This is a genomic window from Mannheimia sp. E30BD, assembly GCF_041807785.1.
In the GTDB taxonomy this organism is placed as follows: domain Bacteria; phylum Pseudomonadota; class Gammaproteobacteria; order Enterobacterales; family Pasteurellaceae; genus Mannheimia.
Window position 1 is genome coordinate 1 of the sequence record NZ_JBGTYX010000032.1, and the last position, 15902, is coordinate 15902.

Here is a 15902-nt window from a genome sequence, read left to right on the forward strand (position 1 = left end):
CCCAAACACCGACAATACTTCGGACAATACCCCAAACACCGATAATACTTCGGGCAATACCCCAAACACCGATAATACTTCGGGCAATACCCCAAACACCGATAATACTTCGGGCAATACCCCCAATACTGATAATTCAGATAATTTAAATAGGATTACCGTAAAAAATTCTGCTTTAGAAAGTGAAAATATCCAAAACAAAGTATATGAACTTAATAGGATTAATACTAAAATCGAATATGGTCAATTAAAAGTTGCTCAAGACAACATTTACCTCCAACCTAAAGCCGGTACACAAAGCACAGTAGAGTCTTTTAAAGTCAAACCAATGACAGAAAGCCAAAAGCAATCGGTACAAGAAATTGTCGATTACACTAATAAACTTAGAGCAGAAAAAGGACTTCCAGCTCTTGTGCTTGATACTGCTTTGACTGCATTTGCTCAACGCCGTGCTGAAGAGTTAGCAGGTCGCTACGATCACGAAAGACCTGATAACAGCTCGATTTTCGTCCAGGGACTTCAAGGTGGTGGCGGTGAAAATATTGCTGCAGGTCATAAAACAGCATTAGATGTGAGTAAAGGCTGGGAAAATAGCCCAGGTCATTATGCTAATATGATTAGAGAAGGATTCACTAAAATTGGTATTGGGGTAGTATCTGTTCCAGGCAGTACACGTACTTATCAATGGGTACAAATTTTTGGTTTTAATGACACAACCACACCTTACTATTTTGATGAAAATAGCTCTTCAGCTAAAGCCAAATTATTTGATGCCACAGCTAAACTAATTGGTTCAAGACCGGCTATGAATTGGATTTCCCTAGAAAACGGAAAATCTCTTTATATTGCTGATATCCCTTCAAACGGAGAATGGCATCATTTAAAAAACATTACCGATACCACCATTTATAATGCGGTAATAAACGGCTACGGTGATGTCCGTTTTGGAGCATTGAAAGATCAAGATGATAAATATCAAGTGTTCTATCGTGGCAACAATACTATTTTTGAAGAAGTGCCAAGTAGCGGTACTATCAATTACGAGGGTAAAGCCTTTATGACTGACGGGAATAGTAATGCCTTCTTAAATGCAGCATTCCAAGCAGATTTTAGCAATAAAAAACTCAATGGCGTATTATCACAAGAGGGTAACAATATATTAGATATTCACGCAGTCATTCGTGGAAGTTCTTTCCATAGCAATCAGGACGCTAAAGTTGAAACGCAAGGTGGCTTCTTTGGACCAAAAGCCGCTGAGCTGGGTGGAGTATTCTACGATCACACTAGCAATCAATATGGTTCTTATGGAGCAAAGCAAAAATAATCAATTAGTGTAAGCAAATTATGATAAGCCTCGTGAAGCATTTCTCGAGGCTTAATTATTAATCATTTAAAAACTCTGTAAAATAGATCGCTTGCTTGCAAGCTATTTATTACTAGCGTTAATTTGAAACTACTCCACTAATTTTTTCACTAACCCCAGCACTTCTTGGATTTGAGAGGAAGAAAGTTTGCCTTCTGAGGTAAATTGTACTTTGCCTGATTTATCCAGCACCGCAATAAAGCTCTCTTGCTCTTTTAGCCCCCACACTTTTCGTACATTACCTTGCTGATCCAATACCACTTGGCTGCGAGGATTTTCCAATTTGCCGTCTTCTACATTGCTTTTCACAAAAAGCCCTGTGCCGAATATTGCATCATCGCCATTCACAATGGTTAAGGTTTGGTACTTAGTCGGGTCAAAATTGGTGCTTTTTAACGCATCAATTAAGGCTGCATTTTTCTTTTTTACCGAACTTCTTGCGGCCAAATGAAGCACTACCCTTACTTTTCCTGCAACAGATGAGGAACTCCAGTTTTTATACGCAATTTTACCTGATTGAAGCACTAATTCGCCATCTTTAGCGACAGAAACGGCTGGCAGAACTTGATTTAGTTTCACATTATGAGCAAAACTCATATTTGCAAAAAAGAGTCCAAAAACGACCGCTAGTTTTCCGACTTTTCCCATTTTTTCTCCTTGTTTTTACGAAGTCTTGTACATATTAGTAAACAAATATGGCGATTTTACTCAAATTTTTGTTTAAAAGAAAAGCATTCGATGAATTTTTCTACTCGTTAATTCATTGAATTTATGGTATTTTAACAGGCGTTTTTATAACATCAATTTTTATACCACTTAACACAATTTAAGGAGTCTTTATGCAACAAGGTGGCGGAATGGAAATGATCTTTATTCTGATTGTTTTCGGTGCAATTTTCTATTTTATGATTTATCGTCCGCAGGCAAAACGCCAAAAACAACAACGTGAATTACTAGCAAGCCTCGCAAAAGGCGAAGAAGTATTAACCAGCGGTGGTTTAATCGGAAAAATTACGAAAGTAGCTGCTGAAAATGACAATATCGTTATCGCATTAAACGACACAACTGAAGTAACCATTAAGCGTGATTTCGTTGTGGCTGTACTACCAAAAGGTTCATTAAAATCGCTTTAATGCCCTCTAATCTAACTTTAACATTTGGGGATTTATTGTGTTAAACCGTTTCCCTCTATGGAAGAATTTAATGGTGATCTTCGTGATCGCCATTGGTACTTTATATGCCCTTCCAAATTTATATGGCGATGATCCATCAGTCCAAATTTCTGGTACTCGTGGACAACAAGCCACACCTGAAACCCTTACTCAAGTTCAATCTACACTTTCATCAATGAATATTCAGCCGAAATCCGCTGTGTTAGAAAACGGTTCGATCTTGGTGCGTTTAGAAAGTGCGGAACAGCAACTTCCAGCCAAAGAAAAAATTTCTGAAGCATTAGGTAATAACTACTCTGTTGCATTAAACCTTGCACCAGCAACACCAAAATGGCTCTCTGATATTGGTGGAAGCCCGATGAAACGAGGCTTAGACTTGCTTGGCGGTGTTCGCTTCTTAATGGAAGTGGATATGAACACCGCTCTTGCTAAACAGCAAGATACCTTGCAAGACAGCTTGCGTAATGATTTCCGTAGAGAAAAACTGCAATATAAAGCGGTCAAAAAAGGCGAAAATTTTGCAACTGAGATTGAATTTGTTAATAACGAAACGGCTGAAAATGCGGTTCGTTTAATTCGCCGTTCTCACCCAACACTTGATATATTAGTGAATGGTAACAACGTTACCTTAACGCCATCAACACAAGCTCTTTCTGATTCTCGCAGTATGGCGATTGAGCAAAACCTCTCAATTTTGCGTAAGCGTGTAGAGGAATTAGGCGTTTCTGAGCCAACTATTCAACGTCAAGGTGCTGATCGTATCGTGGTGGAATTACCAGGTGTGCAAGATACCGCACGTGCCAAAGAGCTTTTAGGGGCAACTGCAACGCTTGAGTTCCGTTTAGTGAATACGGAAGCAAATTTAGCTTCTGCTGCTAAAGGTATTGTGTCTGCTGACTCTGAAGTACAAAACACCCGCGATGGTGAGCCTGTTGTATTACGCCGTAAACCATCTTTAGGTGGTGAGCATATTATTGATGCCACTTCAGGCACAGATGATCGAGGCTTACCACAAGTAAGTATTCGATTAGATACTGCCGGTGGCGAAATGATGGGTGAAATTACCAAAATGGCAATCCAAAAACCGATGGCAACCCTTTATACCGAATTTAAAGATTCAGGTCGTAAAGATGCAAACGGCAAAGTGATTTTGGAAAAACACGAAGAAGTGATTAACGTAGCAACTATTCAAACTCGTTTAGGTAATAATTTCCAAATTACAGGTATTAATTCACCGGCAGAAGCCCAAAACCTTGCGGTATTACTACGTTCCGGTGCATTAATTGCTCCAATCGTCATTGTAGAAGAGCGCACTATCGGAGCATCACTTGGTGCAGATAACGTCAAGCAAGGTATGGAAGCAAGTCTATTAGGCTTAGGCTTAACCATTTTGTTCTGTCTAGCATTTTATAAGATGTTTGGGGTGTTTGCTGCTTTTGCTTTAATAGTAAATATGATCCTGACTATTGGATTAATGTCATTAATCGGGGCAACCCTTACAATGCCGGGCATTGCGGGTATTGTACTTGCTGTGGGTATGTCGGTTGATGCAAACGTACTGATCTATGAGCGTATTAAAGAAGAAATTCGTAATGGACGCTCTATTCAGCAAGCAATTCACGAAGGCTATAGTGGTGCATTCTCAAGTATTTTTGACTCGAATTTAACCACAATTTTAACCTCTCTAGTCCTGTATGGGGTAGGAACAGGTCCAGTAAAAGGCTTTGCAGTAACGCTTGCGTTAGGGGTAATTATTTCTATGTTTACCGCAATTACAGGTACTCGAATGTTAGTAAACTGGGTTTATGGCGGCAAACGTGTGAAGAAACTTTGGATTTAAGGTGGAATAAATGGCTATTGAAAATGCAAAACAAGATGTAGCAGAGATTAAACTGCCTTATAAGTTCATTCCGTTTATGAAATACCGTTACTTCGGTTTCATCTTTTCGATTATTTTATCTGCATTATGTATTTTCATTATTGCAACGAAAGGATTTAACTGGGGCTTAGATTTCACAGGCGGTACGGTAATTGAAACCCAATTCTCACAACCGGCTGACCTAAATAAACTTCGTACAGAACTTGATGGCATTGGCTATGGTAGTGCTTTAGTGCAAACCACAGGTAGCCAAACGGATTTAATGATCCGTTTAGGTGCGAATGCAGGTGATATGACGGTTGGTAATCAAGTAATGGATATGATCCATCAAAAGATCGACCCAAATGCCACAATCAAAAGTGTTGAGTTTGTTGGACCTAACGTAGGGGAAGAACTTACACAAGGGGCAATTTATGCAACACTTGCCACCCTTGCAATGCTACTTATTTATGTCGGTACACGATTTGAATGGCGTTTAGCAGTAGGTGGTATCATTGCTTTATTCCACGATGTATTAGTAACACTTGGGGTATTCTCTTTCTTACAGATTGAGCTTGATCTTACCTTCGTAGCGGCGATTTTGTCGGTGGTAGGTTACTCACTTAATGACTCCATTGTTGTGTTCGACCGTGTACGTGAAAACTTCTCGAAAATTCGTCGTTTAAGCTCAATTGAAGTAGTGGATATTTCATTAGGCCAAACGCTTTCTCGTACCTTAATGACCTCTGTTACCACCCTCTTTGTGGTGTTAGCCCTATTCTATTTAGGTGGTCCAACACTTCATAGCTTCTCGCTTGCATTATTAATTGGTATCGTTTTTGGTACTTATTCATCAATCTATATTGCTATCGGTGTAGCACTACAACTTGGCTTGAAACGTGAACATATGGTTCAACCTAAAGTCGAAAAAGAAGGTGCGGATCAAGAAGCCTTTATCGATTACTAATCAATAATCAGACAAAAGCAGGATTTATTTCCTGCTTTTCTTTATTTTTTACGCAAACGTTTGCTAAACATTTTAAATTTCTGTAGAATTCGCCCACAAAATTTTCCTTTCTATTTATCTTTTTTCTTTGAGGTTTTTATGTCCTTATTTAAATTTGAAGAGCGTGGTTCAAACGTTCGTCAAGAAGTCATCGCAGGTTTAACAACTTTCCTTGCAATGGTGTATTCTGTTATTGTTGTGCCGGGAATGTTAAGCCAAGCTGGCTTTCCTGCAGAATCAGTCTTTATTGCCACTTGCTTAGTTTCAGGTTTAGGCTCAATCATCATCGGCTTATGGGCAAATGCTCCAATGGCGATTGGTTGTGCAATTTCTCTTACTGCATTTACGGCTTTCAGCTTAGTGCTTGGGCAAAATGTTTCAATCCCTGTAGCACTTGGTGCAATTTTTTTAATGGGTGTGGTGTTTACCATTATTTCTGCAACGGGTATTCGTACTTGGATTTTGCGTAATTTACCAAGCAGCATTGCACACGGTGCTGGTATTGGTATCGGCTTATTCCTACTGATTATTGCAGCAACTAACGTAAAATTAGTCGTAAACAGCGGTATGGATATTCCTGTAAAATTAGGCGATTTTACTTCATTCCCTGTACTAATGTCTTTAATTGGTTTAGCAGCTATTATCGGCTTAGAAAAACTTAAAGTAAAAGGCAGTATTTTATGGGTAATCATTGCAATTACCATTGTTGGGTTAATTTTTGATCCAAACGTAAAATACGCAGGCTTTTTCAAAATGCCAAGTTTTGGCGAAAACTCTCAATTCCTAAGCCTAGATATTATTGGGGCATTAAACACAGCAATTCTACCTGTGGTGTTTGCGTTAGTAATGACGGCTATTTTTGATGCAACAGGTACAATTCGTGCAGTGGCAGGTCAAGCGAATTTATTAGATAAAGACGGGCAAATCATCAATGGCGACAAAGCTTTAACATCGGACTCTTTCGGCTCAATTTTATCAGGCTTATTCGGTACAGCACCTGCAGCGGTTTATATTGAATCCGCAGCTGGTACAGCAATTGGTGGTAAGACGGGTTTAACTGCAGTAGTCGTGGGTATTGGCTTCTTATTTATGCTGTTCTTTCAACCACTAGCTTTCTTAGTGCCAAGCTATGCAACTGCACCCGCATTAATGTATGTTGGCTTATTAATGTTAAGCAATGTTTCAAGATTAGATTTCAGCGATTTCGTAGGTGCAATGGCGGGTCTTGTATGTGCGGTATTTATTGTATTGACCGCCAACATCGTAACAGGTATTATGCTAGGGTTTGCCACACTTGTAATCGGTCGCTTAATCTCAGGCGAAGCAAGCAAGTTAAACTTAGGCACTATTATTATTGCTGTTATTTTAGTTGCATTCTATGCCTTTGGTTTAGCTATCTAATTTGTAAAAAATCAATGAAAAATGACCGCTTGTGATATTTAGTTACAAGCGGTCATTTTTTCTAAAATTTGCAATTAGCTTAAAATTGATAAAAATACATTCACGCCCAAAATCCCTAATGCTACACTTAAAAAGGTATTTTTAAACCAAATATAGCTGCCTAACACGCAGAGTAATGCGAGAGTTTGTGCCAAAATTAAGTGAGGCCCTTCTCCGCTTTTGGGAAAAGTTAGGCTAGTTAAAAGCAATAAAACCATAATCACAAGTGGTAACATTTTGTTTAATTTTTGCAAAATAGGCAAAGATAGCACCTTTTTCGGTAAAAATTCAGGCAAAAAACGGCAAATTTGCGTACCTAAAATCAAGGCAACAAACATAATCAAAATATCATTTAGGCTCATTTTCTACTCCTTTCGTATTTTTAGAGAACGATTCAGGTAAAAAAGCTACAATGATAATGGCAAGCAAAATAGCAACTAACAGCACACTTGTTTCAGTAATCTGGCGAGCAAGTAAAAATCCGATTAATGCAATCGCAATTGGCTTCCACTGTTTTTGGTTTTTATATTGTTCGTAAGCTAAAATAGCAAATAAACACGGTAAGGCAAAATCTAAATGTGGAATATAGTTTGCAACAGAATCTCCCAATAAAATCCCCACAACAGTTGAGAATGTCCAATATGTTATACATAAGGTGGCAACTTTAAAAATGAACGCTTGTCGTTGTTCTTTCGCAAGCGTAGATAACACCGCAAAGCCTTCGTCTGTTAAGCCTGCAATGGAAACAATACCTTTAAGGCGAGACTTTGGCTTATATTCCATCATATTCAAGGTATAAAAACTAAAACGCAAGCTCATTAAAAGTGTACTCAGGAATACAGGGATTACTCCAGCTCCTGATACAAAAAAGGGAATTGCAGCATATTGTGCTGTACCAGAAATTACAGTAAAGCTCATTGCAACAGTAAACCAAACTGGCATTCCAGCATTCGTTGCCAGCATTCCATAAGCCACCCCTGCAGCAAAATACCCCATAAAAATTGGTGTGGTTAATTTAATAGCACACTTCCAACTATTTTCCATAACTAAAATTTAACATTAAAACATAATTATTTATTATTCTGAATTTTTGCAAAATAGCAAGTTACTACAAGCGGTTATTTTTTGCTAAAAATTTACAAATAGCTGAAAGTTATTAGAATAATAGGTTAAATTGACATACTTTATTACGATTAGCTATTTTTAACCTCTCTCCTGAAATGCTAGACTTACTTCCCAATTTATTGATATTTTTATAGGAATAGGAAGTGAAAAAATCATTAGCCTCTTTATTATCCGGCTTGTTGCTCTCCGGAACATTGTTTATAACACCTAACGTTCAAGCAGAAGGGCGTTTAACGGTTTATTGCTCGGTACAAAACAATGTTTGTGAAGATATGACCAAACAATTTTCGCAACAATATAATGTTAAAACGCAATTTATTCACGGTGGAACAGGCACGATTTTGGGTAAAGTAAAAGCTGAAGCCTCAAATCCACAAGCGGATATTTGGTATGGAGGCACTATTGAGCCACATTTTCAAGCGGGTGAATTAGGCTTATTAGAAGCATATCGCTCACCAAAGCAGGCTGAAATCTTACCGCAATTTAAATCCTTAGTGGAAAGCGAGCAAGGCAAATTTACTTCCATTGTCTATATGTTAGTGCTTGGATTTGGCGTAAATACGGAAAAATTAGCCAAGCTTGGGGTTGAAATGCCGAAAAAATGGGACGATTTACTCGACTCTCGTCTACAAGGTGAAGTCCAACTGCCTGACCCTCGCAGCTCTGGCACAACTTATACGTTAATGACCACTCTTTCCACTCTGTGGGGCGAAGAAAAAACCTTTGATTACTTGAAAAAATTGAATACGAATATTTCACAATATGTCAAAAGTGCATTAGTAACCAGTAATCTGGCTCGAGGGGAAAGTGCAGTAACTGTCGGTTTTGTACATAGCTATGCCACTGAAAAGGAGAAAGGAGCACCGGTTGAAGCGGTTATTCCTGAAGGCAAAGTGGGGTATGCGTTAGGTGGCGTGAGTATTTTGAAAAACGCTCGTAACCTTGAAAATGCAAAGCTATTTATGGACTGGGTACTTTCCAAAGAAGCCCAAGAAATTCCGTGGAAAAAACACGGCGTTTATCAAACGCCAACTAATGTAAATGCCGAAGTAGCACCTCAATCAACCAAATCGGATGCCCTTGAGTTTGTTGAAATTGATTATAAAAAAGCAGGTTCAAGCCAAGAAGGAAAACGCTTGGTAGATAAATGGTTAGCTGAAATCAAATTGGCTAAATAACCTTTGCAAAATTTTTAAATAAAATAACCGCTTGTAAACGAAAATCCGCATCAGTGATGCGGATTTTTTCTTAGTGTAATTTCATTGTTGGACGTAGGAAGCGGTTAATCTGCCCCACTAAAACAATCAACCCTGTTTTAAAACAACCGTGTAATGCAACTTGGTGCATTCGATATAGCGAAAGATGTGCAAATCTAGCAATTTTGCCTTCAATAAACATATCGCCACTGACTAAATTCCCCATTAAATTGCCAACTGTGCCAAATTTCGAAAATGAAAGTAACGAGCCTTTGTCATTAAATCTAAATGGCTTCAGCTCTTTTCCTTCAAGTAAAGCAACAATGTTTTTACCACATAAGGTTGCCATTTGATGGGCTGCTTGAGCTCGCGGTGGAATAGGTTTTCCATCTTGCATTAAGGCAGCACAATCACCAATCACAAAAACCGCATCATCAACGGTCGCTTGCAAGGTATCTTTAACCTGAATTTGGTTCAAACGGTTGGTTTCAAAGCCAAATTCACGCGTAATATCCGGAGCTTTCACACCTGCCGCCCAAACCATAATATCGGCTTCAATTTTTTCACCTAAACGTGTCATCAAGCCATCTTCACGAGCTTCCGTAATCATTGTGCCTAAACGCACTTCCACCCCAGCTTTTTTCAGCTCTTGGAATGCTGCAATTGAAATTCTTTCCGGCAAAGCAGGAATTAAGCGAGGACCAGCTTCAATTAAGGTAACTTTTAAACTGGCACGGTTTAACTTACCAAAACCATAAGAATTTAAGTTTCTAACGATATTGTAAAGCTCCGCAGAAAGTTCGATACCTGTTGCACCACCGCCTACAATCGCAATTTTTACATCTTTATCTTCACTATGAGAGAATTGTAAAAACAGTTCCATCATACGTTTTTGGAAATCTTTAGCTTGCTTTGAGCCGTCTAAGAAAATACCGTTTTCCGCTACGCCCTTCGTACCAAAGTCATTTGATTTACTGCCAATTGCAATCACTAGTTTATCGTAACTGATATTACGCTCTTTCACCAATAATTGATTTTTATCATTGTAAATCGGAGCAAGAGATACCGATTTATTCTCTCTATCCACCGCAACAAGTGTGCCTTGTTGAAACTCAAAGCCGTGATTTTTAGCGTGAGCTCAATAGCTGAGTGCATCCATTCCCCCATCAAGCGTGCCTGTTGCAACTTCGTGTAACAATGATTTCCACAAATGGGTTGTATTGCGGTCAATTAAAATGACTCTCGCCTTTTGTTTTCTCCCCAGTTTACGCCCTAAGTAAGTTGCAAGCTCTAACCCTCCTGCTCCCCCTCCGACTATAACAATAGTTTCCATAAAATGCTCCGAAAGTAGAAATTAAATAAATTAAAACTAAGGTCATTGGAGGGAGTAAAAAAATAATGTCTAGCTAAATTACAACATTATTTTAGCTTTACTCCACAAAGTGAAGCAGTGTTTTACACAAACGGCAAATATAGCTTCGTTTATCACGCATTACCGCATTATGTCGACGAATAGAAAGTTGATGGGTTTGGCAATCACATTGATAAGTAAATTGTTGCTGCACACTTTGCGTACTAAAGCAATGATAAATGTCTGCCGGCACGCCGAGTACGGTTTCCATCATCATTTTCCACTCTTTTCCGTGTGATTGAACTCGCCCAAAGTGTTGATAAACTAGGATATGAGCAAGCTCGTGCGGCACGACTTGGCTAATAAATTCCTGCCCGTTTTCTTGCAATAACACTGGGTTGAACCGCACTTCATTACGTTCTAAATAAGCTACACCAGCCTTTACCCCACGGACGTTATAATTTACCGTTGGTGGAGCAAAAGTTTTGTTGAAATAACGATTTGCTCGCTCTAAATCACGCTTTAGCTGGCGTTGAACCTGCATTTTAAGTTGGCGAAAATCAGACATCAGTGAGGGCAATCCATTGGCTGCCAAGATTTATCATAGCAGATATAGAGTTCATCTTTTCCCCCTCCTAAATAAATGCCCTTAAGCTGCGGATTATTCTCTCTTACCCATTTAAATAGTTCAGATTTTGACATATCTACATCAGGCAATATCAAGTCATTAAAGAGCGATTTCTGCTTCGCAAAATAGTCCTCGGCTTGGTTAAACGCACAAGCACCGTGTTTTTCCCACTCACCTTGTAATAATTTTGCGCCAGGGGATTCAGGTAAGTATTTTCTAATAGTTACTTCAGGCAACATTGGCAAATCCCCTTCGCAATAGCGTGGGTGATCTTCAATGCGACGGGCATTTCTACTTTGCGGCCATAAGCCGTGAATTACCCAGCCAAATGTTTGTTCTCCATCACACTGATATTTCAAATGTTGCGGTATTTTTCCGTTATTATTGCGTCTCTGCTTTTGACAAAACGCTGGTGACCACGAAAGAGCTAAGGTGTAAAACTCAGTTTCCACAATATTCTGCTTTAAGCGATCATTTTTCATCTTCACATCGTAATTGCCTAAAGCACTGCTCGACTGCGTATTTTGCTGAATTTGTGTCTGCTTTGTGGTTGGTTTCGGCTGCTCTTTTTTCCCCGAATCGTTAAAAAAGTAGGAAATAACAGCCAGCACAACTAACACAATAAGGGAAACAAGTTTTTTCTGATTCATCTTCATTTTCAATCAATTATTTAATGTAAAAAGTTAAAAGTTCAAACTGCAAGCGGACATATTTTACAAATTTTTTGCAAAATCAGACCGCTTGTAAGCCAAGGCGAATCCATTTTTTCAACTCAGCAGCATCTTCCACTGCATATTCGGGAATCGTCCAATAGTGCATTTTCTGGGTTTTGCCTTTGGCAAAATAGCAAAATTGCTCGGCATTTTCGGCTAAAAACAGTGGCAAGGTGTCTGCATTGGTTTTCACAAAAATACGGTAATCTTTGCTAATAATTGCCACAATTTTCTCGCCCGAAAACAAGCAATAGTCGCCAAACATTTTTTTCGAACGCAAGCCTGAAATCGGCGAAAGCTGATCTAACAAAAAACGGATAAATTCTGCATCTGCCATTTTATCTCTCAGCCTTATGTTGATTAAAGAGCGATAAATGCTTTTCTTTCAATAGATTAAAATCTTCTTCAAAAGTTAAAGAGGTTTTAGCCCTGTTCAAATAATTTTCAGCTTGACGAAAAGCCTGTTCCCGAATCTCAGCCTCCGGGGCGTTACGCCAAATTCCGGCAAGCATTTTTTGTAAGGTAATTCCTATCTCCAACGTTGCCCCACCATCACGGGCGATAGGTGAAAAGCTGTGCTCAATTACCTGACTCAGAGCTAACGGCACAATAGATAGCCGATCATATTCTTCTTTTGAGCTATAATGCTCACAAGGCGTAACGAGTAACTTCATCATATTCATCATAACCTTTATCGCAGTTCCTGGGTCGTTCACCGCTGGCGATAAGGCTCTTTGTGCGACTTCACTAAAGACAATAAATCCCCATATTGGGTCTTGGTCAAAACTGCGATCTTTATGAATAATGAAACATTGGCGAATATCATCTGTTTTATCGCCTGCGTAATCAACCTTAGCTAATAACATATCCGGCATAACTAATTCACCAGGGCGAACCTCAATATGAATATAGGTTTCAAGCCCTTGGGCAATTTTCTGTAATCGTGCTAGATCAATGTGAGTTAAATAGCCTGTATTTTGAGCATAAATAGGTTGAGCTTGTAGCCCTAATGTACCTTTCCAAGCTGTACCTAACAGCGGATTCGCCCGATAACTTTGTAAACTTTTTTCACTTGAATGATAAATTTTATCTAAAGTATTGCCTAAACGTCCTAAGTGAGAGAGAACGTAGATCCAACGAATAAGCGTAAAAATAACATAGCCAAGTACGGCAAGTGTTGTTAAAAATAAAACAAACTGTCCGTTTTGCTCAAAAAACTCCAAACCTAGAGCTGTTTTCGCAATAATCGCATAAATGAATGCGGAAATAAAACTGGATATGGTTCTTCTACTTACCCTATCATCAATTACCAAATTGGTTGCTCTAGGTGTTGCACCACTGGCTGCAGAACTGAATGCTGATACCATAATCGAAAGCGAAAAAGTACTTACTGCAAACATCGTTGAAGCAATCACATTTAACAAACTCTCTAAGGTACTTAACTCAATTTTAGGGAAAGTGTCTGGTGGAAAAAACAAATTGGAGAGTTTTGCCACAAAGGCAAATAAAATAGCCCAAAATACGGATAAAATAGTCGAAACCCACAAACGATTACTTGGCTGTCTTAAATATAGTAATCCTCGATATAACATAAAACCCCTAAATAAATATCGCCTTACAAGCGGTCTGATTCTAACAAAATTTTACGAATATAAAAAAATAAAATTTTGCTCGATTGTTGGGTAGCTACAATCTTTCAAGCTATAATAAACCAACACAAGGAGAATGATATGAAAATCGGATTAGTGCTTGAAGGTGGTGGGCTAAGAGGCATGTTCACCAGTGGTGTGTTAGATGTTTTTTTAGACGAAAATATCCATATTGATGGTGTGATTGGCGTATCTGCTGGGGCATTATTTGGGGTAAATTACGCCTCCAAACAAAAAGGGCGTTCGTTAAGATACAATAAAAAATATCTGCACGATAAGCGATATATGAGCCTGCACAGCCTATTCACCACGGGGAATATCGTCAATCGTGATTTCGCTTTTTATGAATTGCCTTTTAAGCTCGACCCATTCGATCAAAATGCTTTTGAGCAATCTAAAACCGATTTTTGGGTAACCGTCACCAATGTGGAAATCGGCGAACCCGAATACATTAAAATCCAGAACGCATTCGAGCAAATGGAAGCTTTCAGAGCCACCTCGGCAATGCCGTTAGTCTCAAAACTGGTGGAAATCAACGGCAAACACTATTTAGACGGCGGGATTTCCGACAGCATTCCTTATCGGAAATTCCGTGAAATGGGCTACGATAAAATTATCGTTATTCTTACCCGACCACTGGAATACCGCAAAAAACCAAGCTCAATGTGGCTGTTTAAATGGTTTTATCAGAAATATCCTAAATTAATCGAACGTTGGGCAAACCGTTATGCGGAATATAATCAAGCGGTTGAGGAAGTGATTGAGCTGCACAATCAACAAGAAATCTTTGTGATTCGCCCAAGCAAAACGATGAAAATCAGCCGCTTGGAGAAAAATCTCGACCGAGTTCAAGCGATGTATGATTTGGGCGTATCCGATGCAAAAAATGCACTAGATGAATTAAGACGTTATTTAAGCAAATAGCAAAATTCCATTTGCCTAAAAAGCTCAAAAAATATATCATAGACGTCTAGATGGAAATACTTCCAAACAAAATTTCAACAAGCGGTTCATTTTTGTAAATTTTTTGCAAAAAACAACCGCTTGTTATTGTTTATTATCCAATATTTAAGATAGAGAGGAATACAATGGCAATTAATTTATTCACTTCTGAATCCGTATCAGAAGGACACCCAGATAAAATCGCAGACCAAATTTCAGATGCGGTATTAGATGAAATTTTAAAGCAAGACCCGAAAGCGCGTGTAGCTTGTGAAACTTACGTTAAAACAGGTATGGCATTAGTTGGTGGCGAAATTACTACTTCTGCGTGGGTTGATATTGAAAACTTAACTCGCCAAGTGATTTGTGATATTGGCTATACGCATTCAGATATGGGCTTTGATGCTCACTCTTGTGCAGTATTAAACGCAATCGGCAAACAGTCTCCAGATATCAATCAAGGCGTGGATAGAGCTGATCCATTAGAGCAAGGTGCAGGTGACCAAGGGATTATGTTCGGTTATGCCACAAATGAAACCGAAGTGTTAATGCCTGCCCCTATTACCTACGCTCACCGTTTAATGGAGCAGCAAGCGAAAGTACGCAAATCAGGAAAATTAGATTGGTTACGCCCCGATGCAAAAAGCCAATTAACCTTTGCTTATGAAAACAACAAAATTATTGGTATTGATGCAGTCGTACTCTCTACTCAACACGCTGAGCATATTTCACAAAAAGATTTAATCGAAGGTGTGATGGAAGAAATTATCAAGCCAGTTCTTCCAAGTGAATGGTTAAGCCAAAATACCAAATACTTTATTAACCCAACAGGTCGCTTTGTAATTGGTGGCCCTATGGGCGACTGTGGTTTAACAGGGCGCAAAATCATTGTAGATACTTACGGCGGTGCAGCTCGTCACGGTGGTGGTGCATTCTCTGGTAAAGACCCTTCAAAAGTGGACCGTTCTGCCGCCTATGCTGCTCGTTATGTAGCGAAAAACATTGTTGCGGCTGGTTTAGCTGAACGTTGCGAAATTCAGCTTTCTTACGCTATCGGTGTTTCTAACCCAACCTCTATTATGGTAGAAACATTCGGCACAGGTAAAGTGAGCAACGAAACTTTAGTGAAATTAATCTACCAAAACTTCGATTTACGCCCTTACGGTTTAATCAAAATGTTAGATTTAATTAAGCCAATTTATCGTAAAACTGCCGCTTATGGTCATTTCGGTCGTGAACATTTCCCTTGGGAAAAAACAGATAAAGCAGAAGCATTAAGATCTGGAGCAGGATTATAATAATAAGCCCTAAGTTTTATAAAATAGCTTAGGCTTAATTTTTGGGGCTGTCCTAGATAACGACTAAAACTTCCATTTAGGTTAAGATAACCTTATGAGAAAAAGTCGTCTAAGTCAGTACAAACAACATAAACTCATAGAGCTGTTTGTAGCAGGCGTAA

At 38.9% G+C, this 15902-nt stretch carries 15 protein-coding genes and 2 pseudogenes; 9 read left to right on the top strand and 8 right to left on the bottom strand.

Translation table 11 applies throughout. The annotated features are described in order from the left end of the window. A partial coding sequence (locus tag ACERCG_RS11525; RefSeq protein WP_373612207.1) for a CAP domain-containing protein occupies window positions 1–1324 on the top strand: 1324 nt, incomplete at its 5' end. Between the two features lie 129 nt (window positions 1325–1453). Here the strand turns inward: ACERCG_RS11525 and ACERCG_RS11530 are convergent. After that, window positions 1454–2011 (bottom strand): YtfJ family protein, encoded by a 558-nt coding sequence (locus ACERCG_RS11530; protein ID WP_373612208.1) that lies wholly within the window; start codon window positions 2009–2011, stop codon window positions 1454–1456. Window positions 2012–2202: 191 nt separating this feature from the next. On the opposite strand from ACERCG_RS11530, the gene yajC reads away from it, so the two are divergent. From yajC to ACERCG_RS11550, 4 genes are all read left to right on the top strand, one after another. Beyond that, complete coding sequence (gene yajC / locus ACERCG_RS11535; RefSeq protein ID WP_373612209.1) at window positions 2203–2496, top strand: preprotein translocase subunit YajC; 294 nt, start codon at window positions 2203–2205, stop codon at window positions 2494–2496. 37 nt (window positions 2497–2533) lie between these two features. Further along, entirely contained in the window at window positions 2534–4375 is a 1842-nt protein-coding gene (gene secD, locus ACERCG_RS11540) for a protein translocase subunit SecD (protein ID WP_373612210.1), read from the top strand. Window positions 4376–4385: 10 nt separating this feature from the next. Beyond that, window positions 4386–5360: a protein translocase subunit SecF gene (gene secF, locus ACERCG_RS11545; RefSeq protein WP_373612211.1), complete on the top strand. Its 975-nt coding sequence runs from the start codon at window positions 4386–4388 to the stop codon at window positions 5358–5360. Between the two features lie 138 nt (window positions 5361–5498). Continuing rightward, complete coding sequence (locus tag ACERCG_RS11550; RefSeq protein ID WP_373612212.1) at window positions 5499–6800, top strand: NCS2 family permease; 1302 nt, start codon at window positions 5499–5501, stop codon at window positions 6798–6800. A gap of 74 nt (window positions 6801–6874) precedes the next feature. Here the strand turns inward: ACERCG_RS11550 and ACERCG_RS11555 are convergent, their stop codons facing one another. Then, complete coding sequence (locus ACERCG_RS11555) at window positions 6875–7201, bottom strand: AzlD domain-containing protein (RefSeq protein WP_373612213.1); 327 nt, start codon at window positions 7199–7201, stop codon at window positions 6875–6877. Continuing rightward, a complete protein-coding gene (locus ACERCG_RS11560; protein ID WP_373612214.1) occupies window positions 7188–7883 on the bottom strand; it encodes an AzlC family ABC transporter permease in 696 nt (231 codons plus the stop codon). Before ACERCG_RS11560 ends, ACERCG_RS11555 begins: the two co-directional genes overlap by 14 nt. Window positions 7884–8140: 257 nt before the next feature. On the opposite strand from ACERCG_RS11560, the gene ACERCG_RS11565 reads away from it, so the two are divergent. After that, the gene (locus ACERCG_RS11565) at window positions 8141–9142 is read left to right on the top strand and encodes an ABC transporter substrate-binding protein (RefSeq protein ID WP_373612221.1); all 1002 of its coding nucleotides are present in this window, start codon (window positions 8141–8143) and stop codon (window positions 9140–9142) included. 70 nt (window positions 9143–9212) lie between these two features. On the opposite strand, the pseudogene ACERCG_RS11570 reads toward ACERCG_RS11565, so the two are convergent. From ACERCG_RS11570 to ACERCG_RS11590, 5 genes and pseudogenes are all read right to left on the bottom strand, one after another. Beyond that, window positions 9213–10493 (bottom strand): annotated as a pseudogene (locus ACERCG_RS11570) (NAD(P)/FAD-dependent oxidoreductase). A 97-nt stretch (window positions 10494–10590) separates the two neighbouring features. Next, window positions 10591–11079 (bottom strand): SprT family zinc-dependent metalloprotease, encoded by a 489-nt coding sequence (locus tag ACERCG_RS11575; RefSeq protein ID WP_373612215.1) that lies wholly within the window; start codon window positions 11077–11079, stop codon window positions 10591–10593. Next, window positions 11079–11789, bottom strand: coding sequence for a ribonuclease (locus ACERCG_RS11580; protein ID WP_373612216.1), 711 nt, complete (start codon window positions 11787–11789; stop codon window positions 11079–11081). The genes ACERCG_RS11575 and ACERCG_RS11580 overlap by 1 nt, the downstream gene beginning before the upstream one ends. An 82-nt stretch (window positions 11790–11871) precedes the next feature. After that, a complete protein-coding gene (locus ACERCG_RS11585; protein WP_373612217.1) occupies window positions 11872–12189 on the bottom strand; it encodes a TfoX/Sxy family protein in 318 nt (105 codons plus the stop codon). Window position 12190: 1 nt separating this feature from the next. Further along, on the bottom strand, window positions 12191–13444 hold the full coding sequence (locus ACERCG_RS11590; protein WP_373612218.1) for a DUF2254 domain-containing protein: 1254 nt from the start codon (window positions 13442–13444) through the stop codon (window positions 12191–12193). Between the two features lie 138 nt (window positions 13445–13582). Between ACERCG_RS11590 and ACERCG_RS11595 the strand changes: the two genes are divergently transcribed. The 3 genes and pseudogenes from ACERCG_RS11595 to ACERCG_RS11605 form a co-directional block, all read left to right on the top strand. Beyond that, the gene (locus ACERCG_RS11595) at window positions 13583–14425 is read left to right on the top strand and encodes a patatin family protein (protein ID WP_373612219.1); all 843 of its coding nucleotides are present in this window, start codon (window positions 13583–13585) and stop codon (window positions 14423–14425) included. Between the two features lie 164 nt (window positions 14426–14589). Next, on the top strand, window positions 14590–15741 hold the full coding sequence (gene metK / locus ACERCG_RS11600) for a methionine adenosyltransferase (protein WP_373612220.1): 1152 nt from the start codon (window positions 14590–14592) through the stop codon (window positions 15739–15741). Window positions 15742–15835: 94 nt separating this feature from the next. After that, a pseudogene (locus tag ACERCG_RS11605) lies at window positions 15836–15902 on the top strand (IS1595 family transposase); the annotation flags it as partial.

Bases quoted from the DNA above. Each gene is read 5' to 3' on its own strand.
- ACERCG_RS11530 (WP_373612208.1), bottom strand. From the start codon at position 2,011: ATGGGAAAAGTCGGAAAACTAGCGGTCGTTTTTGGACTCTTTTTTGCA.
- yajC (WP_373612209.1), top strand. From the start codon at position 2,203: ATGCAACAAGGTGGCGGAATGGAAATGATCTTTATTCTGATTGTTTTC.
- secF (WP_373612211.1), top strand. From the start codon at position 4,386: ATGGCTATTGAAAATGCAAAACAAGATGTAGCAGAGATTAAACTGCCT.
- ACERCG_RS11550 (WP_373612212.1), top strand. From the start codon at position 5,499: ATGTCCTTATTTAAATTTGAAGAGCGTGGTTCAAACGTTCGTCAAGAA.
- ACERCG_RS11555 (WP_373612213.1), bottom strand. From the start codon at position 7,201: ATGAGCCTAAATGATATTTTGATTATGTTTGTTGCCTTGATTTTAGGT.
- ACERCG_RS11560 (WP_373612214.1), bottom strand. From the start codon at position 7,883: ATGGAAAATAGTTGGAAGTGTGCTATTAAATTAACCACACCAATTTTT.
- ACERCG_RS11575 (WP_373612215.1), bottom strand. From the start codon at position 11,079: ATGTCTGATTTTCGCCAACTTAAAATGCAGGTTCAACGCCAGCTAAAG.
- ACERCG_RS11580 (WP_373612216.1), bottom strand. From the start codon at position 11,789: ATGAATCAGAAAAAACTTGTTTCCCTTATTGTGTTAGTTGTGCTGGCT.
- ACERCG_RS11585 (WP_373612217.1), bottom strand. From the start codon at position 12,189: ATGGCAGATGCAGAATTTATCCGTTTTTTGTTAGATCAGCTTTCGCCG.
- ACERCG_RS11590 (WP_373612218.1), bottom strand. From the start codon at position 13,444: ATGTTATATCGAGGATTACTATATTTAAGACAGCCAAGTAATCGTTTG.
- ACERCG_RS11595 (WP_373612219.1), top strand. From the start codon at position 13,583: ATGAAAATCGGATTAGTGCTTGAAGGTGGTGGGCTAAGAGGCATGTTC.
- metK (WP_373612220.1), top strand. From the start codon at position 14,590: ATGGCAATTAATTTATTCACTTCTGAATCCGTATCAGAAGGACACCCA.